The organism is Candidatus Enterococcus courvalinii (genome assembly GCF_017315945.1).
Lineage (GTDB): Bacteria > Bacillota > Bacilli > Lactobacillales > Enterococcaceae > Enterococcus_B > Enterococcus_B courvalinii.
In genome coordinates this window covers 127,126-146,498 of sequence record NZ_JAFLWI010000006.1, presented here as the reverse complement: position 1 = coordinate 146,498, position 19,373 = coordinate 127,126, and the positions used below count along the sequence as shown (strand labels likewise).

Genomic DNA, 19,373 nt, shown 5'->3' with positions numbered 1-19,373 from the left:
ATTCTTTTGATTAAGGGACATCTTCAAGTGTCCATTCTAAAGTTCCTTTATAAGTTCCTAACAGTTGTTTTTCTATAGGAATCTGCAGACTGAGCCCTTCGGTATCATTCCAACTGTCTGATAAATTTATTTCGCCATCTTCTGTTAACTTACCTTTTTCAACGGGGATTGCTTCACTAGTGATATTGATTGTTTCCTCATCATTCGTGTAATAAAATTGTCCCTCTAAACTGTTCTCATCCGAAACTAAAGGAGATTTTTCTTTCAACATGATTCGCCAAGGATTTTTTTCATCTCCCCGTGTATCAGAAACAATTAAGTTTCCAATTACATTTGGTGTATATTTTGTTCGGATACTGCTAACTTTTTGCGTACCAAAATCAAATGTTTCAGGTACATTCTTCAGTTCTAAGGTTCCTATGACAACTATTTTTGTTGCAGCTTTAAAGACTGCATCGCGGTAGGCATACTCTTCTGCAGGTTGGATGTTTCCAATTTCAGTATTCGTTTTTGGTGGATCTGGAATTTGTGTTACTTTGCCACTTGTATCCTGTAAAAAGATTTGTAATACATCATCTTTCTTTAAATTTAAATTTGAAAGAGACAATGTCCACTTTCCTTCACTAGAAACATTCGTAGTATTGGTTTGTTTTTCACCATTCAATGTTATCGTAACGATAGCACCAACTTCGCCATTTCCTGATAGCTCTTTGACCAAAGGTGATAAGGTTTCACCGCTATCGATAATAGCTGGTTCTGGCGGTGTAACATCAATTACAAGATATTTTGATACTTCTTCCGAAATCCATGGCCCTCTTTGTGCCGTTGCCTGCATATCTTTTCCTGCAAGATTAAAGGATTCTGATTGATAACTGACGTAGCCATTTTCGTCTGTCAATAAATCTTTCGTTACTTTCCCGCGGGTATCAGTAATTGTCACATTTCCTTGATTTTTGGAAGCATAAACAGGAATATAGGTAACTTCTCCGTCAGCATTTAATCCATTGTTATCTGGTACATAACCGATAATCACTCTGGCTTTAATAGTTTTATCTGCATCTGTAACAGGAACCCACTCAACGACAGGATTTTGGTTCATTCCTGAGATTCTACGATAATTTTTTTGAGAAAAGGAGTTCAATCCAGATGTGGTAGCACTGATTTGTTCATTTGAACCATTACCGGTTACTGAAAATTGAGCTACTTTTGTATATGTTTCATCTGACGGGCCTAGAGGTTGTGTAGCTAACTTCCACAAATCGATATCAGAATCGACAATTTGAAAAAGATTATCCGTATAGTTTCCCATAGCAACTTGGACTGCTGTGTAGCCATCTCTTAAATTACGGATGTCGTATTGAGCAGGACTATTCAAAATAAGTTTATTATTTTGTCTTCTGATGTTTCCTGTGCCTAGTCCGTTGGCAGACAAATTAATCAATGGCTGATTACTTACACCAATCGTGTAAAAATAAGCGCCTGGTTCAACAATCAAATAATTGTTGTCATTACTATAAGCTACAACTGAACCAGAATTTTGCTTACTCGTTAAGTTAACAATCGCACCTGCTTTTATGGTCATTCCTGCACCATCCATATCAAATCGAACTGCATTTCCGGGCATATTTACGTTAAATGTACTATTTTCTCCCACCGTTAATGCTTGATAATATGAATAAACTGCTGGATAAGTCGTACCCGTTGTCTGGCTTTGAGTCAAATCGACACGACAATTTTTCCCAATCGTAAACTCTTTGCTTGCACCTGTAGAGGTATCCGCAGCGGCAACGTTATACCAAAAAATCGAGAAATTGTAATAATTTACATTTCCTTTGTAATTGGTACCATCTGCCATTTTCAAACTACCTAAATAGAAGTTTTCCGCACGCGTATTGATGTCCATTTTTCCATACACTGTTACTTCCGAATGAGAGGCTCTTGCCAGCCTTTGAACATCAGGTTCCGTTGTAATATTGCCAAAACGATAACGCCATTTCCCACCGTTAGTATAATTTAAACGAGTGCCCACAATATCTTCACTATTTGCCCCGCCATAACGTTGGTTCAGCACGATATCATGCATATGAAAATTTCCTGATCCTGTTGGCGAACCGAGCTGAATAGATGAACTTTTGAAATCAACTCGATGACCTCGCCCATCTATTTCTAAGTCATTTTTTCTCGAATAGTTAGTTAAAGAGGTATCTGTATTACTGGGATTGTCAAAATCACCTGTCAAAACAACCTTAGTGACTGTTTCGTCTCTAATAGCTTGGACAAATGTATCCCAACTGGATACTTCTATGCCGTCAACAGCTGCTTCTCTTGTAGTGATTAGCGCACTGTCTTCAGTTTTTGCTTCTGCTTTAGATGTTTTCTTTGCGGTATCACTTGATTCGGTAGTACTTTCATTTCCTTCTTCACTTGAAGAAAGTGTTTCATGGGCTGAATCATCGGTTTGGGTGTCACTCGTTTCTGTTTGCTGATCAGAAGTATCCGTGTGCAATTGTTCCGAAATGCCTGTATCAAGCAATTCATTTTGAATGATTTCAGAACTGTTTGCAATAGAGTCTGAGCTAAATGTATTGACAATAGGAGAGATATTGGTCGCTAATATGCCGCTTAACATTAGCGTAACTATTTTCCCTTTGAACATATCTCTTTCCCCCTAATCCCTAAATTCCTGGAACATCCGTTAACGTCCAAACCAATTTTGTTTGGTATTTAACCGCATCTTTAGGTGTTGAACCAGGTACAGCTAATTGGATAGCCTTTGTAACATTTACCTTTTGTGCGTCACCATTTTCATCAACTTCTTCTACTTCTTCAACAGCTCCCCAATAAGTAGCCCAAGTTCCAGCACCAGCACCCGTTTTGGCTGTTGTCACCACAGATTCTTCTCCAGGTACTAAAGCAATGTTTGCTTTTGCATCAGGTGCTACTACATTTTGTGCATTACTCTTCACTGTTGGATCATTCAAAGTAATTTGGGCACCCGTCAAAACATTATTTAATGTTTGCGTTGTCGAAGTTAATTGGGCAGCTTGTTTGACAGTTAACGTCCAACCACCATTTGTTCCACGATTGTCAGAAATCTGAACAAAATTCGCCGTATCTTTTTGTTCTCCCTGATATTCCTGTGCTCTAGCAAAGTAAACTTGATCTTTATTGGAAATACGGTTTTTACCAAAGTCTAAACTAGAAGCATAGTCAATTGACAATGGTCCTTGCGTTCCTGGATTTGGTCCATTTGGATCTGTTGGATCAATTGGATTTACTGGTTTTTCTGGGTCTGGATTTTCTGGATCAACCGGCGCAGTTGGATCTAAATTAGGAATAAATTCTACGAGTCCATTTGATTCATACTGTTTGTTTTCTGCTGCATATCCTTCGATAGATGACGCTAACAGTCCCAAAGTACTGAAAGCTAACAGACCTATGATTTGTCTTTTCATTGATAATCTCCTCCTCAAATTTAGTTATTTGGTGTATTTTCCAAAGACCAAACTAATGTTGTTGAATATTGTTGTGCTAATTTGACAGATTTTCCTGGTACAGAAAGTTGGACAGCCTCTTTATTTTCTTCTTCATTGGCACCAAAACGGTAAACCCATGTTCCAACACCAGTTCCTTCTTTAGCATTGATTGCAAGCGTATTACTTGCTCCGGGTGTTAATGTTAATTCAGCGTTCACAGTTGTTGGTGTATATTTTGCATCAACTAATGAAGCAGCTTGTCCTTTTGTGAATGCTAACTGTGCACCAACTAACTCTTCGCCTGATGCTGTTTTGAATTGTTCTGGTTGCGAAAGACTTAGCTTCCACCCCGCCAATGTTCCTCTTTTATCAGTAACTTGGACATATGTTGGCTTTTTAGAACCATCTGTCATTTCATCTGGTGCTGCGTAGTACACTTTATCTGCTGTAGAGATTTTTTGTACACCAAATTTAAATTTTGAACCGTAATCAATTGATAATGCCCCGCCTGTTCCTGGTCCTGGAGGATCCACTGGGTCTACAGGATCTGTTGGATCTGGATTTTCTGGATCGACTGGAGGTGTTACCTCTTCGTCTCCTGCTTCAAAAGTAATGATTCCTTCTGAATTATATTCTTTCGGAAATGTTTCCTCTGCAGCCACTTGAATTGAATTTGCTATCAAACTGAATAACAAAGCAGTTGACATCAATTTAACCATCTTTTTCATCTATCAAAATCCCCTTTTCTCTTTTCCATAAAAATAAACATGCTTACTCCGATTAACAGAATAACCCCCACATGCGTAAAAATTGGATAAGTATCATCGCCTGTACTTGGTAATATGACTTGGCCAGTTGATAAATAATTATTAGACCCAGTTGCCCACTCAGATCCAGAATTATTCGAATCATTTGTATTCTCGTACTCATACTTACCGTAAAAACTAGCTTGTCCAGTTGAATCATAGTTTTGTTCTATTGCATTTGTTTCATTTGTGATCCCTATTACACAGAAAAACAGCAGTAGAACACTCATCACTTTTAAAATATTTCTCATATGCTACTCCTTTCTTGTCATTTTGTGATTTGGTTGAACTGGCCTTCAACCATACTTAATTATAAAAAAATAAAAAACTTGTTTCTTTCAAACTTTTTACTTAACTATCCAAAAAAAATATATAAACCGTTATGCGCCAACCGTTATAAGCGCTTACAAAAACCGTTTTTTGACCGCTTTCTTTTTTTGTATTGCCAATCATAGTTATTATTTTATTTTTCTTAATCGTTATTCATATACCAAATAATTATTCCATTACCGTACTCAAAAAAGAGCAGGAAAACAGATTACTCAATGTTTTCCTGCTCCTTCGATATAAAAAAAGACAACAATCAGTTACGATCGTTGTCTTAAGTTCTTGTCTTAAATAGATTGTTCTTTTCCAAAATAATGTTGCCATTTTTGACGCATACTGCTAGTCATTGGTTGGGCAGCTTCTTTCACTGCGCAATATTTATCAACAAATGTCACAATATAGCTTTCTTTATATTTGGGTGGTGCAATGGTTGCTCCCCACATATGTTTCAAAATGATATCACGTTCTAAATCAGAAAGTTCCGTGATCTTTTCTGCATTTTTCACAGCAATTCTTGGGTGTACATACGCATGTGAACCTTCATCAAATTTAGTTGTTCGCCAATCGTAATAAAACAGATCATGTAAAAGCCCAGCTCTTGCTGTTGCCTTCGCATCTCCGCCCCATTTTTTCGCTAATAAATAACTATAATAAGAAACACTAATGGAATGTTCCAATCGTGTTGAGTGGACATGTTGCGTGTAGTCGGCTAATTTTTTCACTGCATCTGTTTCCAAAAGATCTGCTACATAAGACATGTATTCTTCGTCTTCACGCCATTTTTCTGTCATATTTTCAATCTGCCACCTTTAGATTCTCGTTATTTCTGAAATTGACCATAGTATACCACCTGAAACGATAAGATTCTAGCTGCTAAGTAATAAAATAAGAAAGCTTAATAGTTCCTTAACTAAACTGCAAAGTGGTACAACAAGATACCCGTCGCTACACCTACATTCAATGATTCAGCATTTCCACTCATAGGTATATAGATATTTTTATCTGTGAAGTTCAACAGTTCTCTACTAACACCTTGTCCTTCATTTCCCATAATGATGGCAAAGTTAGTTGGTTTTTCTACTTCATTCAATGCTGTTGCTTCTTCGTTCAATTCTGTTCCATAAATCATAAACTCTTGCTCTTTTAGTTGCTGAACAGCAAGTGACAAGTCCATCTGGATCACAGGTAAATGATAATTACTACCTTGCATACTTCGCAACACTTTCGTACTGTACAAATCAGCTGTTCCCTGACCAAGAAGCACGCCTGCTAAGCCAAACGCGTCAGCTGTTCGAATCATCGTCCCCACATTTCCAGGATCCTGGACATTATCTAACAGCAACCAGCCACCAGAAAAGGCTGGGGATTCCATTGCTTCACGTGCTACAACAGCAAGGATTCCCTGTGGTGTTGGTAAATCGGATAATGCTTGCATGACTTCATCTGTTACTAAAAATAATTCAATCTCAGTTCGTTGATCAAGCCAAGTTTGCCATTCTCTTTGACCTTTTTGGGTAACGTAAATTTCTTTGATGACAGCATTTGCAGCCACTGCCTCTTCAATCAAGTGAAAACCTTCTAAAAGATAGGCGCGAGTTTCTTCGCGATATTTTTTCTTATGCAATTTTTTCAATTCTTTGATTCGTGGATTTTTTGCGGATTGAATTTCTTTCACCTTTTTCACCTCACTTAATTATAGCATGTATTCTGGGTTGCAACTTGTTTCTCTAACAAAAAATAGTTATCATAAAGATAAGAAAATGAAAGCGGGTGACAACTTATGCGTAAAGTCAAAATGAATGTCCAAGGTCGTGTCCAAGGGGTTGGTTTTCGTTACACAACAAAAATGGTTGCCGATCGTTTAGGAATTTATGGCACGGTAAAAAACGAAGAAGATGGTTCTGTTACAATTGAAGCTGCTGGAGAGGACGAACAAGTAGAAAGCTTCATTAAAGAGATCAAAGATTCACCCAGTCCTGCTGGTCGCGTGACCTACCTTGATTTGCAAGATAATCCATGGATGGATACTCGAACAAGTTTTGATGTTATCTACTAACAACTCTATGAACAAGGAAAAAACTGGTTTATGGTTTCCCTATTTATTTTTTCTCTGCATTCATGGGATAGTTTCCGAACATTTCTATGACTTTTCTATGAAGTTGATTGAATTATGAAATTTTTTTTAGTATAGTTAATTTTGTGTAAAAATTATGGAAGAGGAAGTATTTTATGAATAAATGGAAAAATTGGTTATTGGGATCTGGACTAGTTACTGTCCTACTTTTTTTATCCGGTTGTGTTCGAACTGACTCGCATGGGAATCCTGACACATCAGGTTTCGTCTATCGAATTCTCGTTCATCCAATGGGGCAAGCAATTACCTATTTAGTGGACAATTTTAATTGGTCTTATGGCTGGGCCGTTATCGTTTTGACCATTATCGTTCGATTAGTGATCCTGCCTTTAGGTATTAGCCAATCGAAAAAAACAATGATTCAATCAGAAAAAATGCAAGCGTTAAAACCACAAGTATCAGCTGCACAAGAAAAATTAAAAGCTGCTACAACTCGTGAAGAGCAAGTCGCTGCACAAGCAGAAATGCAACAAGTCTACAAAGATAATGGGATGAGTATGACTGGTGGGATTGGTTGTTTACCATTGCTAATCCAAATGCCGATCTTCTCAGCACTTTACTTTACTGCTCGTTACACTGAAGGTATCCGTGAATCAAGCTTTTACGGAATCGACCTTGGCTCACCAAGTTTGGTATTAGTTGCGATCGCTGGTATTGCTTATTTGCTCCAAGGGTATATCTCAACAATTGGTATTCCTGAAGAACAAAAGAAAACCATGCGTACGATGTTGATTGTTTCACCAGCAATGATTGTCTTTATGTCAATTAGTGCACCAGCCGGCGTTACGCTGTACTGGGTAGTTGGTGGTATCTTTAGCTGTATCCAAACATTCATTACGAACGTTTTAATGAAGCCACGCTTGAAAGCACAAGTTGCGGAAGAACTAAAACAAAATCCACCAAAACAAGTCGTGACACCACGCAAAGATGTCACCCCTAATGAACCGAAAAAAGCACCGAAACAAGTCAATACGCAAAAAAAAAACAATCCATCAAAGAAACGAAATGCTGGCAAACAAAATCGTAACTAACATTTTTCTATCAAGCATTTCACTTTAAACAAGAAAAAGAGTGACTGATCTTTCGATCAGTCACTCTTTTTTGATGTATAACTCTATTCATCGTCTTCTTCATTCGTCAATGCAATCATTTGATTAACGGAAACAATATTTTGTTGACCAGAAGTAATAAAGTCAACAGGCGTATCAATCAATGTGCCATTGATAAACTCAATCACCATTGGCATATTCATCCCAGCATAAAGTTCAATCGCTGCGCCTTCCATAATCATACGGGAGATGACGTTACACGGCGTCCCTCCCATTAGGTCACAAAAGACGACATAGGATTCTAATTCAGCCGTGACTTGTAAAAATTTTTCTTTAAAGTCTTCTGCACCATCTGATTCTAGCAATGCCACCGTATGGATCGTTGTTTGTGGTCCCATGATCATTTCTGTACTTTTTTTCAACGCTTCACATAATTGTCCATGACTAATCAAAACTAACTCTTGACTCATTTCTCCCACCCCATTATTTTGAAATCACACCAAGAGCTGATAACGCAACACAGACAATCAGAACAATAAAGATTGCACGTGTAGATGTCATATTTTTCTTACCTAACATCCAATATACCCCACCAACGATTGCTGCTGGTAAAATCTTAGGTAAAATCATATCAATATTGTTTTGCATATTTAGCGTCACATCACCAATGCTTGGTGCCCATGAGAATTTAACATTGACCATCGTTGCTACTAAAGCACCCACCATGAAGACACCGAGTAATGTTGCTGCGTCCGTTAGTGCAGTAAGTCGTGATTGCATCGTTGTTACTAATGAGATTCCTTCCTTATAAGCAAACTCCAATTGCTTCCAACGAAAGACCATGACAACGATTTGGGCAATGATCCAAATAAAGACACCTGCCGGGTTCCCATTGATTGCCATGTTCGCAGCCAATGCCCCAAAGATAGTCGGAATAAGCGCAGCAAAGATCGAGTCACCAATTGCGGCAAAAGGCCCCATTAACCCAGCTTTCATCCCAGAAACAGTTTGTTTTGCTGCAATACCTTCCTTCTCTTCAATCGCAAGGTCAATCCCTGTTACAATCGTATTAAAGAAGTTTGACGTATTAAAAAACTGCGTATGCGTTTTCATTATTTCTTTTAACTCAGGTGTATCATCACCATAAATTTTACGAAGCTGAGGTAAAATCGTATACAAATAACCTGAACCCTGCATCCGTTCATAGTTCCAGCCTAATTGAAAAGTGAATAAACTTCTTCGATTGATTTGTTTAAAATCTTCTTTTGTCAATTTATAATTAGATTTCGTCATCTTCGATTTCCCCCTCAGCTGATTCTACTTGCTCGTTTGCTACTGGTTTTTGACTATGATTGTTCTGACCATTTTTATAACTAATAGCTGCTAACGCAAATCCAATCAAAGCGACCGCTAACATTGGTAATGAATTAAAAGTTCCTGGCATTTCTTTCACTACACTTGCCACACTCGTTCCAAGTAATTGGACGTTTGAGAAAAGCGTTGCTAACAATGCAGTAATCGTGAACCCTAAAACAAGATATGGAAAATGTTTCTTAACAGGTAGATAACGTAATAAAATAGCAAAACCAACTGCTGGCAGAACAGCTCCGGCTACTGATAAACCATCGCCTAGCCATTTTAGATCACCATTCAATACACCAACAACATTTTCAACCAAGCCGCCTCCAAAAGCCAAAGCTAAGAAAACAGGTACTAGCCGAGAAAGTGACCAAGGTAAGGCTCCCATCAAGAAGTTTCGTTCAATTGCTTTATAATTCATTGTTTCAACATGTCGATCAATTCGATGGGCAAAATACGTATTCGCAAAGCGAGCTAAAATATCTAATTGGATCATCAAACTAGCTACTGGTACAGCAATTGCTGCAATCGCTTGTTCAGGATTCATGCCAAGTGAAATCGAAAAGGCTGTTGCCAAAATCGTTCCTGAATTCGCATCAATCTTAGAAGCACCGCCAAATGTTCCAACGCCTAACACTGTTAACTGCATACTACCACCAATGATCAGTCCTGCTTGTAAATTCCCCATTACTAAACCAGCAAACAAACCGGCAAATACGGGTGCACTCATTGACGAATAAACTTGTAGTTCATCTAAAATCTGATAGCCTGCGTATAATGATAATAATAAGATCTGCCACCATTGAATATCCATGAATTATTCCTCCTATTTTGTTAACAGACTCATAAAGTCTTCGGCCTTGTCACTTGGAACCATTTGGGCAATCAGATGTACCCCTCTAGCTGCCAATTGTTTAAATACAGATACATCTTCATCGACAACATTGATTGACTTAGTAATGGATCGAGTTTCATCTGTTTGAGACATATTACCAACATTGATTTCTGTCAAAGGAACACCTAATTCAACTAACTTTAATAAACGATCCGGCTTCTTCGCAACAATCAGTAGTCGTTGGGAATCATACTTTCCAGCTAAAATATTAGCTGCTGCTTTTTCTACTGGTAACACGCTTAGCTTTACTCCTGCTGGTGTAGCAAGCTTAAGACCACTTTTTTCGATTGCGTTCGTCGCTACTTCGTCGTCTACGACCATGATTCGTGTGATATTTAGTTTTGTTGTCCACAAATTTGCTACTTGTCCATGAATCAGTCTGCCATCAATTCGTACGCCAATAATTGCCATTTTGCTTCGTTCCCTTCTGTTTTTGAATAAGTAACACCATTATAAAAAGCAATCGAAACCGCTTACTTTTTCTTTAATTAAAATGAAACTGTTATGCTTTTTCATACCAAGGTGTCGCTGTTTGTTCCACAACTTCATTTAACTCCTCGATATTTGCTCGACCAGTTGTTTGCAACCAATCAATGGCGCCTGATCGACCATTCTCAACATAAGCTTTCACACCGTCTTTCCAAGTTGCTCGACCGCAAAGAACACCATTAAAGGCTGAACCAGATTCACGAGCGAAGACCAGCGTTTCTTGGAACAATTTTGTTGACACTCCTGCACTTAAGAAGATAAATGGTAAACTTGTTGCCTCACTTTGTTCCTTAAAGAATTCTTGCGCTTCGACTTGTGTATAACACGTTTCATTGGTAGCAAATCCCTCAACGTAATTCATGTTGACTGGCACTTCGACTTTTAGTACATCCACTTTATAATTTGGTTGTGAAAATTCTTTCATCATCTCAATGACTTTATGGGGCTTGATCTTCGCATATTCGATTGAGTTACTATCTGTAATTGTTGCATCATAAGAAACCAATTCTAAATAAAAGGGGCGATCTTCTCCAGCACATTCACTTCCTAAGCGTTCGACAAAAACATGTTTTAAATGGTTGATTTCTGGGTCTTCATCCACGTCATAATACAATAAAAATTTGACAGCATCTGCTTGCGCTATTTTTAAACGTAAGGCAGACCAATCTTCGAGTAAATCAGGTAGTCGACCAGGCTTCGTTGCATCATAACCCGTTTTTTCATAAGCTAATAACAAACCCGCTTGTTCATCACGAGCTTTCGCTGCGGATAGCCCGTACTCTGGATCTAACAAAATAGCTGAAGCAAAAGGTGTTAGCTCACTTGAGACAAGGGTCTTAAATTCACTGATTTGTTCCGCTGTTGCATCCATCCCAAGTGCATTCATCATTTTTTTCAGTGCGCCGCGCTGATCAATTGCTAACGCACTGATTTTCCCTGTTTCTGTGGATAATCGATTCATTGCTGCTTGTTTTTCTGTTGTCAAGTTCACTTATTCTCTCCTCTTTTCCCTACATTTTCTGGATAGTCGTGAATTGTTACTCCTTTCACAACTCGATTAACGGTTCCGCTTGGTGAAGGTGTATCTGGTGTGTTCCCAATCTTGATTGAGGTCCACAATGCGATCAACTGACCAACTAAGATCATTGCTAAAGCCAAGTAACCATCAGATAAACAAGTTTCTGTTTCTTTTATTTGAAAAGTTTGACCAGAATAGTTTATCTTTCCAGGTTGGGCAATCGCAATTGCTTGTTTCGCAATTTTATCTCCATGAATTTCTTCTAAAATATCTAAATCATAGGTTCGCGTGTAAGGATGGTTATTAACGAATACAAAAACGAGTGTTTCATCATTCACGAATGACTTAGGTCCATGACGAAAGCCCATGGAAGAATCAAAACTAGTAGCGATTTTCCCCGCAGTTAATTCTAATATTTTCAGTTGTGCTTCTCTTGCCAATCCTGCTAAGCTACCTGATCCTAGATAAACAATTCTTTGAAAATCTGGCGAAATCAATTCCTTAATCTCAGTTGCTCTGCTTAAGATGTCCTTACCTAGTTCGGATAAAACGGTTACATATTTTCCCTTCGTTTCATCCGCTATTTGATCAAAAATCAATAAAGCACTTAACATCATGCACGTAAAACTTCCAGTCATTGCAAAACCAGCATCATTTGATTTTTCAGGCATCAATAATAAAAAGTTTTTTGGGTCCTTTTCTGCTGCTTTAGCCAAACTTCCCTCTGCTGCACAAGTAATCGTCAAATGAAAGATCGTCGAAACGACTTGATTTGCGAGATCAACTGCTGCTAAACTTTCGGGACTATTCCCACTACGTGCAAACGATACAAGTAATGTGGGCTCATCTGGAATCAAATAATCTTGTGGTGCGGCAACAATGTCGGTGGTTCCAATACTTTGGAAAATAAACTTTTGTGTTTCCCCATGTCCATTCAAATAAGGAACAATCGTATCCCCCACATACTGAGATGTTCCAGCTCCAGTAAAAATCACTCGGATACGTTTTCCTTTTGCTGATTCGCTCATTTTTTCAAAAAATTCTTTAAGCTCTTCTTTTTTTTCTTTCACGATGGCAACTGTTTCTTGCCATAATTCTGGTTGTTGCTGAATTTCACCAGCTGTGATTGCTGCACCTTGTTCTTCCAACTCTTTTCTTTGTTCAAGCATTTGACTTCCTCCTTAATGACTGCGCACGTGCCGAATTTTATAATGGAACTGATCTGCTCTGGCAACGCTGTCTGTATATTCGATAATTTCATTTTTGTGATTGTACGTCGACCGAATCAAATGTAATACAGGGGCACTATCTGCGATGCGTAATAAATCGGCATCTTTCTTTTGTACAATGCTTGCATAAAATTCTTCGTCTGCAAACTGGACGATTTGATCGTAATCTTGTGAAAAAACATCATACAAGGGTTTACTCTCAAGTAGCGGTAAATCTAAATTCATAAATAATTTAACTGGTAAATACGAACGTTCAACCATCAATGGTTCTGCATCTGCCAAACGTAAACGTTTGATTTTAAACACGGGTTCACCAAGCGTTATATTCAAAGCTTGGGCGATTTTTTTTGTTGCTTCCATTTGACGAAATTCTAAAATAACTGTCTTAGGTATTCTGCCTAATTCTTTCATTGCTTCTGTAAAGCTATATGCGCCTGCTAAGTTGGATGACTTCACAGATAAGTCGGATACAAATGTTCCTTTACCATGGCGACGATAAATATAGCCTAATGTTTCTAACTCTTGTAAAGCTAAACGAACAGTCGTACGACTGACGCCGTAATGTTGACATAATTCTCGTTCAGATGGCAGTTGATCATGTGCTGTCATCTGCGTTTCGATTCGATCTTTTAATACATCAACAAGTTGATAGTATAAAGATTTTCCTTTTCCTGAGCTCTCCATTTGTTTTTCCTTTCTCTAACTGGTTATAACCACATGACAAGAATAAAAATATTTTTCTTTTTTGTCAAACCTTTTTTTCAAAAAAATAGTTCATCATCCGTATTATCAAGGATTTGTTTTCATTTAAGAAAAGTACCAGACTGATACCAGTTGATAAAAACCAGATGATATTAAAGCTTCAAATACAAAAAACCTGAGGCAATTTTCATTGTCTCAGGTCTAACAACATTATTTACTTTTGAAAAAGTATAGGCACTCTTCAAAATATGAGAAGCTATTTTTATCAGTCACCCATTATTTTTTTCGAAGCTAAACGCTTGGTGCCACAACCTTATTCACGGTGTTCCCCAAGCAACTTCTCGTAATAATTTATAACTGTCCAAAAATATGAAACGCTATTTTTGTTAGTTACTCATTATTTTTTCGAAGCTAAACGCTTGGTGCCACAACCTTATTCACGGTGTTTAAGAAGTAACTCCTTCAAAATAAGCCTAAATTTCACAACCTTATTTTGTCATGATCTTATCCAAGCTCGCCAAAGACAATGCCATAAATGCAATTTCCTTCAATTGCGTTAAACGGTTAGCACGTACTGCTTGATCTTCTACCATAACCATTGTTTCGTCAAAGTATTGCTCAATCAATGGACGTAATTCAACTAAGCTTTCATAGCTTTCACCTAATGTTTGTGTTGCAAAATTAGCTTTCAACTCATTCACTGCTTCATTCAAGGCTGTTTCTGCTTCATTTTCAAACAATGCTGGATCTACCACACCAGCTTCTGTTGTTTCCGCTTTTTTCGCTAAGTTGATGACACGCGTCAAAGCTTCCATTGATGGTTTGAAATCCGCATCATTCAAGTGCTCCTTGAATAATTGTGCTGCACTAAAGACTTTTGTTAGATCTTTTTGTTCTGCATTCAATACCGCGTCAATCACATCATGACGAATTTCTTTCGTGACTAACAATTGACGTAGACGTCCTTTGATAAATGAAAGAACTTCGCCTTGACCACTTGTTAAGTCAATGCCAAAACGTGTTAGATCTTTGCTGATTTCTGCATCAATCACTTCTTGTAATTTAGCTAACGGGAAGCTCCATCCTTTCGCTTCAACGATGCGAACCACACCATATGCTTGGCGACGCAAAGCATATGGATCGTTTGATCCACTTGGTACCATTCCTACGGCGAAGAAAGAAAAGATGCTATCTAACTTGTCTGCAACAGCTAAGACAGAACCAATGACTGATTCTGGTAGTTCGCCTTCGCTTGAAATTGGCATATAGTGTTCACGAATTGCTTTCGCAACAGCAGGTTTTTCACCTTCAAGTAACGCATATTTTTCACCCATGATTCCTTGTAACTCAGGGAATTCACCAACCATATTCGTCACTAAATCAAATTTATAAATTTCAGCAGCACGTTGAAGGTCTGTTAATTCTGCTTCAGACAAACCGACTTCTTCTCCAATAATGCGGGCAGCAATTTGAACACGTTGCATTTTTTCATAAATGCTACCGATTTTTTCATGGAAAGTAACTGATTTCAGTTTTTCTACGTCTTCTGCGATTGAAACTTTCTTATCCTCATTGTAGAAAAATTCAGCATCTTCTAAACGTGCAGTCAATACTTTTTGATTTCCTTTAATAACGTTGTCTAATTTGACTGCATCTCCATTACGAGCGGAAATAAAGTGAGGTAATAACATTCCTTGGTCATTTCGAACTTCAAAGTAACGTTGGTGCTCTTTCATTGAAGTTACCAAGACTTCTTCTGGTACAGAAAGATATTTTTCTTCAAAATCACCAGCAAAAACAGTTGGATATTCGACCAAGTTATTTACTTCTTCAAGCAATTCTGGATCTAAATCAATTACCCAATGATTTTTTTCTGCTAATTTCTGTGCTTGACTAACAATCATTGCTTCTCTTTTTTGTGGTGAAGCAATAACAAATTGCTCCTTCAATTTTTCTTCATATTCTTTTGCATGCTCAAAAGTGATTGATTCTCCCAAGAAACGGTGTCCACGAGAAGCACGCCCTGTTTCAACATCTAACACACTAAATGGAATGACTTCATCATCTAACAAAGCAACGATCCAATGAATTGGACGAATATATTCAAAATCAAAATTTGCCCAATGCATTGTTACAGGGAAAGTTAAACTTTTAATTACATCTGCCAACCCAGCTAAAACTTCAATTGCAGGTTTTCCGTGCGTGTATTTTGTCACATAAACATATTCCACATCTTTTAACTCTCTAAAAGTAATATCATCTGTTGTTAGTCCTTGCCCACGAACGAATCCTTCAGCTGCTTTTGACCAATTGCCATCAGCATCTAATGCGATTTTTTTGGCAGGTCCTTTGATTTCTTCTTCACTATCTGCTTGGCGCTCAGGAACATTTATTACTTTGATTGCTAAACGGCGCGGTGTTGAGAATGTTTCGATTGAATCATAAGTTAATTGATGTTCATCTAAAAATTTTGCTGTTTTTTCTTCTAGTTGCTTCATGCTTGGTGTTACTACATGAGCGGGCATTTCTTCTAGTCCAATTTCTAATAATAAGTCTTTTGCCATCTTATTCAGCCTCCTTAACTGTTTCTGGATTTGCTGTGTTCTTGTTCAATAGTGGGAACCCTAATTTTTCACGTTCTGCAACAAAGATTTTCGCTACAGCGCGAGCCATATTTCGGATTCGAGAAAGGTATCCAGCACGTTCTGTAACTGAAACAGCACCACGCGCATCAAGTAAATTAAATGTGTGGCTACATTTTAAAATATAATCATATGCTGGATGAACAAGGTTTTCATCAATACAACGATTCGCTTCTTTTTCAAAACGATCAAAATTTTGTAACAATAATTCTTGGTCACTGACTTCAAATGAATATTTTGAGTGTTCATATTCAGGTTGTTTGAAAATCTCACCATATTTTACACCTGCTGACCATTCAAGATCATAGACACTTTCCACTTCTTGAATATAAGATGCTAAACGTTCTAAGCCGTAAGTGATTTCTGAAGTCACTGGTTTACAAGGCAAGCCACCTACTTGTTGGAAATACGTAAATTGTGTGATTTCCATTCCATCTAACCAAACTTCCCAACCAACACCGGCGCAACCCATTGAAGGATTTTCCCAGTTATCTTCAACGAATCGAATATCGTGTTCCAGTGGGTCGACTCCTAATAAACGCAAACTTTCTAAATATAATTCTTGGATATTTTCTGGTGAAGGCTTCATTACTACTTGAAATTGATGATGTTGATACAAACGGTTTGGGTTTTCACCGTAACGACCATCTGCTGGACGACGTGAAGGTTCCACATAAGCCGCATTCCAAGGTTCTGGTCCAATGGCACGTAAAAATGTATAAGGACTCATTGTTCCGGCACCTTTTTCTGTGTCATAGGCTTGCATTAGCATACAACCATTTGATGCCCAAAATTTTTGTAATGTTAAAATCATGTCTTGAACGCTTAATTTTTTGCTCATAGTATAGTACCCCTTTCATTTCTTACAAAGCTTGCACGACTGGATAAAATGCGACGACTGAACCTGGAATCAACTTCACATGAACAACGTCTGTCTCAGCTAATTGTGCAGCAATTGAATAAATCGTTTCTTCTGGTCTGGTGGTAAAGCTTTCTTTCACTTGTTCTTGGTCATCAACAACACTGACTGCTAATGAGACACTTGAAAGAACTTTGATTTGATTTTCTTTAAACTCTGTTGCCGGAATTTCCATGTCAAATTGCATCTTGATTTCCTCCTAAAAATACAAAAAGTCCCTATGTCTGATTACAGACATAGGGACGAATAAATTCGCGGTTCCACCCTACTTCCGAATAAATATTCGGCAGCTTCGTTTCATGTACTCCCAAGCGCCACTTCAAAAATCGATCGTATTCGGCTCACACTCTCCCGAACTCGCTTTTACCCACGTATTTTTTACTCTTCTTGATCAACATACTATTTTATCTACGGTTAATAATAGCCGTTTCGTTACTCTTTTGTCAAATTTTTTTGATGACCACTTAAATTTATCCTCTTCGTTTGCTTAGCTCACTCGTTTTCTGTCGGATCAGCTGGCAAAGCTGTCTCGGACTCTGTCTCTCCTTTTTCTTGTTCAGTTGCTGAAGGATCACCCTTTTTCTCTAATGGTTTGAGCACATGTTCCCATGATTTCATTTGATCAATAAACTTCTTACTTTTAAGATGAATGCCCACATATTCCTCATAAAGTTGATCAATCAATTGGCGAATTGCTTGTTTTGTGTCTTCTTTTAAATGGATGCCATTGATTCTTTCATAAGAAATAGCAGAAAACATACGTGCAAAATAAACAGCTCGAGGATCCGCATGATATCTTCTTTGGTCAAGTGGCCAATGACGTTCGCAAATCACACCCCCATATTTTGAAGAATAATCAAATTTTCCTTGCGTTTCACCGCAGATCGCACAATGTGTCCAAACAGGTGCAATCCCAAATCGTTGTAAGATTTGGATTTCAAAAATATTGGTGATAATTTCTGCATCATCTCCTTGATCCATTCTTTCCAACGCTTGTTGCGTAAAATGAAAAAGATTTGGATCATATTGATGATCTTCAATTGCTGCATCAACCAAACTCAACAAATAAGTCCCGTAACCACTCAAAAAAATATCTTCTTGAATTTTACGATAGGCATGAACATCTTTGACGCTCGTAATAAAAGATAGACCATCACTTTTAAACGTGCCAATATAAACAGCTTGAGTAAATGGTCGAATAGCAGGCGCTAATGGTTGATTTTGTCGATGGATGCCTTTGACATAAAACATCATTTTTCCCGCTGATTCTGTAAAAATCTTGACCAGTTTATCTTTTTCTTTGTAATTTCTACTAGAAATAATCAAACCTTTTGATTCAACCAATTGACTCAATCGATTCCCCTCCTCAAAAAAAGAAATCTGGAAAAAGTATTGCTACCTGTCCAGATCCGTTCTTTTTACTGATTTTAATATTCGTCTTTACGGTAACCAAAGTCTTGGAGATAGACTTTTTTATCACGCCAATCCTTTTGAACTTTTACCCATAGTTCCAAGAAAACTTTATCGCCTAGTAAGCTTTCAATATCTTTACGCGCTTTTGTACCGATTTGCTTCAACATTTTTCCACCTTTGCCAATGATGATTCCTTTTTGGCTATCACGTTCAACAATGATGGTTGCTTGGATTTGGATTTTATCATTCTCATTGCGTTTCATCGAATCAACAACGACTGCTACGGAATGAGGGACTTCATCACGAGTCAATACAAGAACTTTTTCTCGAATCAATTCTGAAACAACAAAATATTCTGGATGATCCGTTATTTGATCTTCTGGAAAATACTGCGGGCCTTCGGGCATTTCATCTACTAAGGTTTCCATCAAACGATCCACATTGTTTCCCTCAGTTGCAGAAATTGGCACTACTTGAGCAAATGGCATCTGTGAAGAATAATCTTCAATAATACTTAGCAACTCATCTGGATGGATTTTATCAATTTTATTGATTACTAAATAAACAGGTGATGTCACATTCTTTAGTCGTTCAATAATAAAATCATCTCCACGTCCTCGTTTTTGATCCGCACTGATCATAAACAATACAGCATCGACTTCTTTCAATGCACTGTAAGCCGCCTCCACCATAAAGTCACCCAAGCGATGTTTTGGTTTATGAATCCCTGGTGTATCAATAAAAATCAGTTGTGCTTCTGGTGTCGTATAAACACCTTGAATCTTGTTTCGAGTTGTTTGTGCTTTGTCACTCATGATAGCAATTTTTTGACCAACGATGCGATTCAAAAGAGTTGACTTCCCAACGTTAGGGCGTCCAACAATGGCAACAAATCCTGATTTATGTTCTGGCATA

20 protein-coding genes are annotated in these 19,373 nt (G+C 37.8%); 2 read left to right on the top strand and 18 right to left on the bottom strand.

Annotated features, from left to right (window positions below; all coding sequences use genetic code 11):
• Positions 1 to 10: 10 nt before the first annotated feature.
• The 6 genes from JZO71_RS05045 to JZO71_RS05020 form a co-directional block, all read right to left on the bottom strand.
• The gene (locus tag JZO71_RS05045) at positions 11 to 2,656 is read right to left on the bottom strand and encodes a pectate lyase-like adhesive domain-containing protein (protein ID WP_206898483.1); all 2,646 of its coding nucleotides are present in this window, start codon (positions 2,654 to 2,656) and stop codon (positions 11 to 13) included.
• 19 nt (positions 2,657 to 2,675) lie between these two features.
• The gene (locus JZO71_RS05040; RefSeq protein WP_206898482.1) at positions 2,676 to 3,455 is read right to left on the bottom strand and encodes a WxL domain-containing protein; all 780 of its coding nucleotides are present in this window, start codon (positions 3,453 to 3,455) and stop codon (positions 2,676 to 2,678) included.
• 20 nt (positions 3,456 to 3,475) lie between these two features.
• Positions 3,476 to 4,204 (bottom strand): WxL domain-containing protein, encoded by a 729-nt coding sequence (locus JZO71_RS05035; protein ID WP_206898481.1) that lies wholly within the window; start codon positions 4,202 to 4,204, stop codon positions 3,476 to 3,478.
• Complete coding sequence (locus JZO71_RS05030; RefSeq protein ID WP_206898480.1) at positions 4,201 to 4,533, bottom strand: LPXTG cell wall anchor domain-containing protein; 333 nt, start codon at positions 4,531 to 4,533, stop codon at positions 4,201 to 4,203. The genes JZO71_RS05035 and JZO71_RS05030 overlap by 4 nt, the downstream gene beginning before the upstream one ends.
• Positions 4,534 to 4,896: 363 nt before the next feature.
• Entirely contained in the window at positions 4,897 to 5,400 is a 504-nt protein-coding gene (locus JZO71_RS05025; protein WP_067483904.1) for an HD domain-containing protein, read from the bottom strand.
• A 119-nt stretch (positions 5,401 to 5,519) separates the two neighbouring features.
• Positions 5,520 to 6,284: a TrmH family RNA methyltransferase gene (locus tag JZO71_RS05020; protein WP_206898479.1), complete on the bottom strand. Its 765-nt coding sequence runs from the start codon at positions 6,282 to 6,284 to the stop codon at positions 5,520 to 5,522.
• Between the two features lie 105 nt (positions 6,285 to 6,389).
• Between JZO71_RS05020 and JZO71_RS05015 the strand changes: the two genes are divergently transcribed.
• A complete protein-coding gene (locus JZO71_RS05015; RefSeq protein WP_206898478.1) occupies positions 6,390 to 6,665 on the top strand; it encodes an acylphosphatase in 276 nt (91 codons plus the stop codon).
• A 173-nt stretch (positions 6,666 to 6,838) separates the two neighbouring features.
• Positions 6,839 to 7,774 carry a membrane protein insertase YidC gene (yidC, locus tag JZO71_RS05010; RefSeq protein WP_206898477.1) on the top strand — a complete coding sequence of 312 codons (936 nt, stop codon included), beginning with the start codon at positions 6,839 to 6,841 and terminating at the stop codon, positions 7,772 to 7,774.
• Positions 7,775 to 7,857: 83 nt separating this feature from the next.
• On the opposite strand, the gene JZO71_RS05005 is transcribed toward yidC, so the two are convergent.
• From JZO71_RS05005 to era, 12 genes are all read right to left on the bottom strand, one after another.
• On the bottom strand, positions 7,858 to 8,262 hold the full coding sequence (locus tag JZO71_RS05005; protein WP_206898476.1) for a PTS sugar transporter subunit IIA: 405 nt from the start codon (positions 8,260 to 8,262) through the stop codon (positions 7,858 to 7,860).
• Between the two features lie 13 nt (positions 8,263 to 8,275).
• The gene (locus JZO71_RS05000) at positions 8,276 to 9,085 is read right to left on the bottom strand and encodes a PTS system mannose/fructose/sorbose family transporter subunit IID (protein WP_206898475.1); all 810 of its coding nucleotides are present in this window, start codon (positions 9,083 to 9,085) and stop codon (positions 8,276 to 8,278) included.
• On the bottom strand, positions 9,072 to 9,965 hold the full coding sequence (locus JZO71_RS04995; RefSeq protein ID WP_206898474.1) for a PTS mannose/fructose/sorbose/N-acetylgalactosamine transporter subunit IIC: 894 nt from the start codon (positions 9,963 to 9,965) through the stop codon (positions 9,072 to 9,074). Before JZO71_RS04995 ends, JZO71_RS05000 begins: the two co-directional genes overlap by 14 nt.
• 12 nt (positions 9,966 to 9,977) lie before the next feature.
• On the bottom strand, positions 9,978 to 10,457 hold the full coding sequence (locus JZO71_RS04990) for a PTS sugar transporter subunit IIB (protein WP_206898473.1): 480 nt from the start codon (positions 10,455 to 10,457) through the stop codon (positions 9,978 to 9,980).
• 91 nt (positions 10,458 to 10,548) lie between these two features.
• Positions 10,549 to 11,520, bottom strand: coding sequence for a tagatose-bisphosphate aldolase (lacD, locus tag JZO71_RS04985; RefSeq protein ID WP_206898600.1), 972 nt, complete (start codon positions 11,518 to 11,520; stop codon positions 10,549 to 10,551).
• Positions 11,521 to 11,522: 2 nt separating this feature from the next.
• Positions 11,523 to 12,722, bottom strand: coding sequence for an SIS domain-containing protein (locus JZO71_RS04980; RefSeq protein ID WP_206898472.1), 1,200 nt, complete (start codon positions 12,720 to 12,722; stop codon positions 11,523 to 11,525).
• A gap of 12 nt (positions 12,723 to 12,734) precedes the next feature.
• Complete coding sequence (locus JZO71_RS04975) at positions 12,735 to 13,466, bottom strand: GntR family transcriptional regulator (protein ID WP_206898471.1); 732 nt, start codon at positions 13,464 to 13,466, stop codon at positions 12,735 to 12,737.
• A gap of 506 nt (positions 13,467 to 13,972) precedes the next feature.
• Positions 13,973 to 16,048, bottom strand: coding sequence for a glycine--tRNA ligase subunit beta (gene glyS, locus JZO71_RS04970; protein WP_206898470.1), 2,076 nt, complete (start codon positions 16,046 to 16,048; stop codon positions 13,973 to 13,975).
• A gap of 1 nt (position 16,049) precedes the next feature.
• On the bottom strand, positions 16,050 to 16,967 hold the full coding sequence (glyQ, locus tag JZO71_RS04965) for a glycine--tRNA ligase subunit alpha (RefSeq protein ID WP_067483888.1): 918 nt from the start codon (positions 16,965 to 16,967) through the stop codon (positions 16,050 to 16,052).
• Between the two features lie 22 nt (positions 16,968 to 16,989).
• A complete protein-coding gene (locus JZO71_RS04960) occupies positions 16,990 to 17,232 on the bottom strand; it encodes a hypothetical protein (protein ID WP_206898469.1) in 243 nt (80 codons plus the stop codon).
• Positions 17,233 to 17,537: 305 nt separating this feature from the next.
• Positions 17,538 to 18,398, bottom strand: a complete 861-nt coding sequence (recO, locus tag JZO71_RS04955; RefSeq protein ID WP_206898468.1) for a DNA repair protein RecO — start codon at positions 18,396 to 18,398, stop codon at positions 17,538 to 17,540.
• A 74-nt stretch (positions 18,399 to 18,472) separates the two neighbouring features.
• A complete protein-coding gene (gene era, locus JZO71_RS04950) occupies positions 18,473 to 19,372 on the bottom strand; it encodes a GTPase Era (protein ID WP_067483882.1) in 900 nt (299 codons plus the stop codon).
• Position 19,373 lies beyond the last annotated feature (1 nt).

Coding starts and splice junctions, on each gene's coding strand:
- JZO71_RS05025 (WP_067483904.1), bottom strand. CDS start 5,400: ATGACAGAAAAATGGCGTGAAGACGAAGAATACATGTCTTATGTAGCA.
- JZO71_RS04960 (WP_206898469.1), bottom strand. CDS start 17,232: ATGCAATTTGACATGGAAATTCCGGCAACAGAGTTTAAAGAAAATCAA.
- JZO71_RS05015 (WP_206898478.1), top strand. CDS start 6,390: ATGCGTAAAGTCAAAATGAATGTCCAAGGTCGTGTCCAAGGGGTTGGT.
- JZO71_RS05045 (WP_206898483.1), bottom strand. CDS start 2,656: ATGTTCAAAGGGAAAATAGTTACGCTAATGTTAAGCGGCATATTAGCG.
- JZO71_RS04995 (WP_206898474.1), bottom strand. CDS start 9,965: ATGGATATTCAATGGTGGCAGATCTTATTATTATCATTATACGCAGGC.
- JZO71_RS05005 (WP_206898476.1), bottom strand. CDS start 8,262: ATGAGTCAAGAGTTAGTTTTGATTAGTCATGGACAATTATGTGAAGCG.
- glyS (WP_206898470.1), bottom strand. CDS start 16,048: ATGGCAAAAGACTTATTATTAGAAATTGGACTAGAAGAAATGCCCGCT.
- JZO71_RS05040 (WP_206898482.1), bottom strand. CDS start 3,455: ATGAAAAGACAAATCATAGGTCTGTTAGCTTTCAGTACTTTGGGACTG.
- era (WP_067483882.1), bottom strand. CDS start 19,372: ATGCCAGAACATAAATCAGGATTTGTTGCCATTGTTGGACGCCCTAAC.
- JZO71_RS04975 (WP_206898471.1), bottom strand. CDS start 13,466: ATGGAGAGCTCAGGAAAAGGAAAATCTTTATACTATCAACTTGTTGAT.
- JZO71_RS05035 (WP_206898481.1), bottom strand. CDS start 4,204: ATGAAAAAGATGGTTAAATTGATGTCAACTGCTTTGTTATTCAGTTTG.
- JZO71_RS05000 (WP_206898475.1), bottom strand. CDS start 9,085: ATGACGAAATCTAATTATAAATTGACAAAAGAAGATTTTAAACAAATC.
- yidC (WP_206898477.1), top strand. CDS start 6,839: ATGAATAAATGGAAAAATTGGTTATTGGGATCTGGACTAGTTACTGTC.
- glyQ (WP_067483888.1), bottom strand. CDS start 16,967: ATGAGCAAAAAATTAAGCGTTCAAGACATGATTTTAACATTACAAAAA.
- JZO71_RS05030 (WP_206898480.1), bottom strand. CDS start 4,533: ATGAGAAATATTTTAAAAGTGATGAGTGTTCTACTGCTGTTTTTCTGT.
- JZO71_RS04980 (WP_206898472.1), bottom strand. CDS start 12,722: ATGCTTGAACAAAGAAAAGAGTTGGAAGAACAAGGTGCAGCAATCACA.
- JZO71_RS04990 (WP_206898473.1), bottom strand. CDS start 10,457: ATGGCAATTATTGGCGTACGAATTGATGGCAGACTGATTCATGGACAA.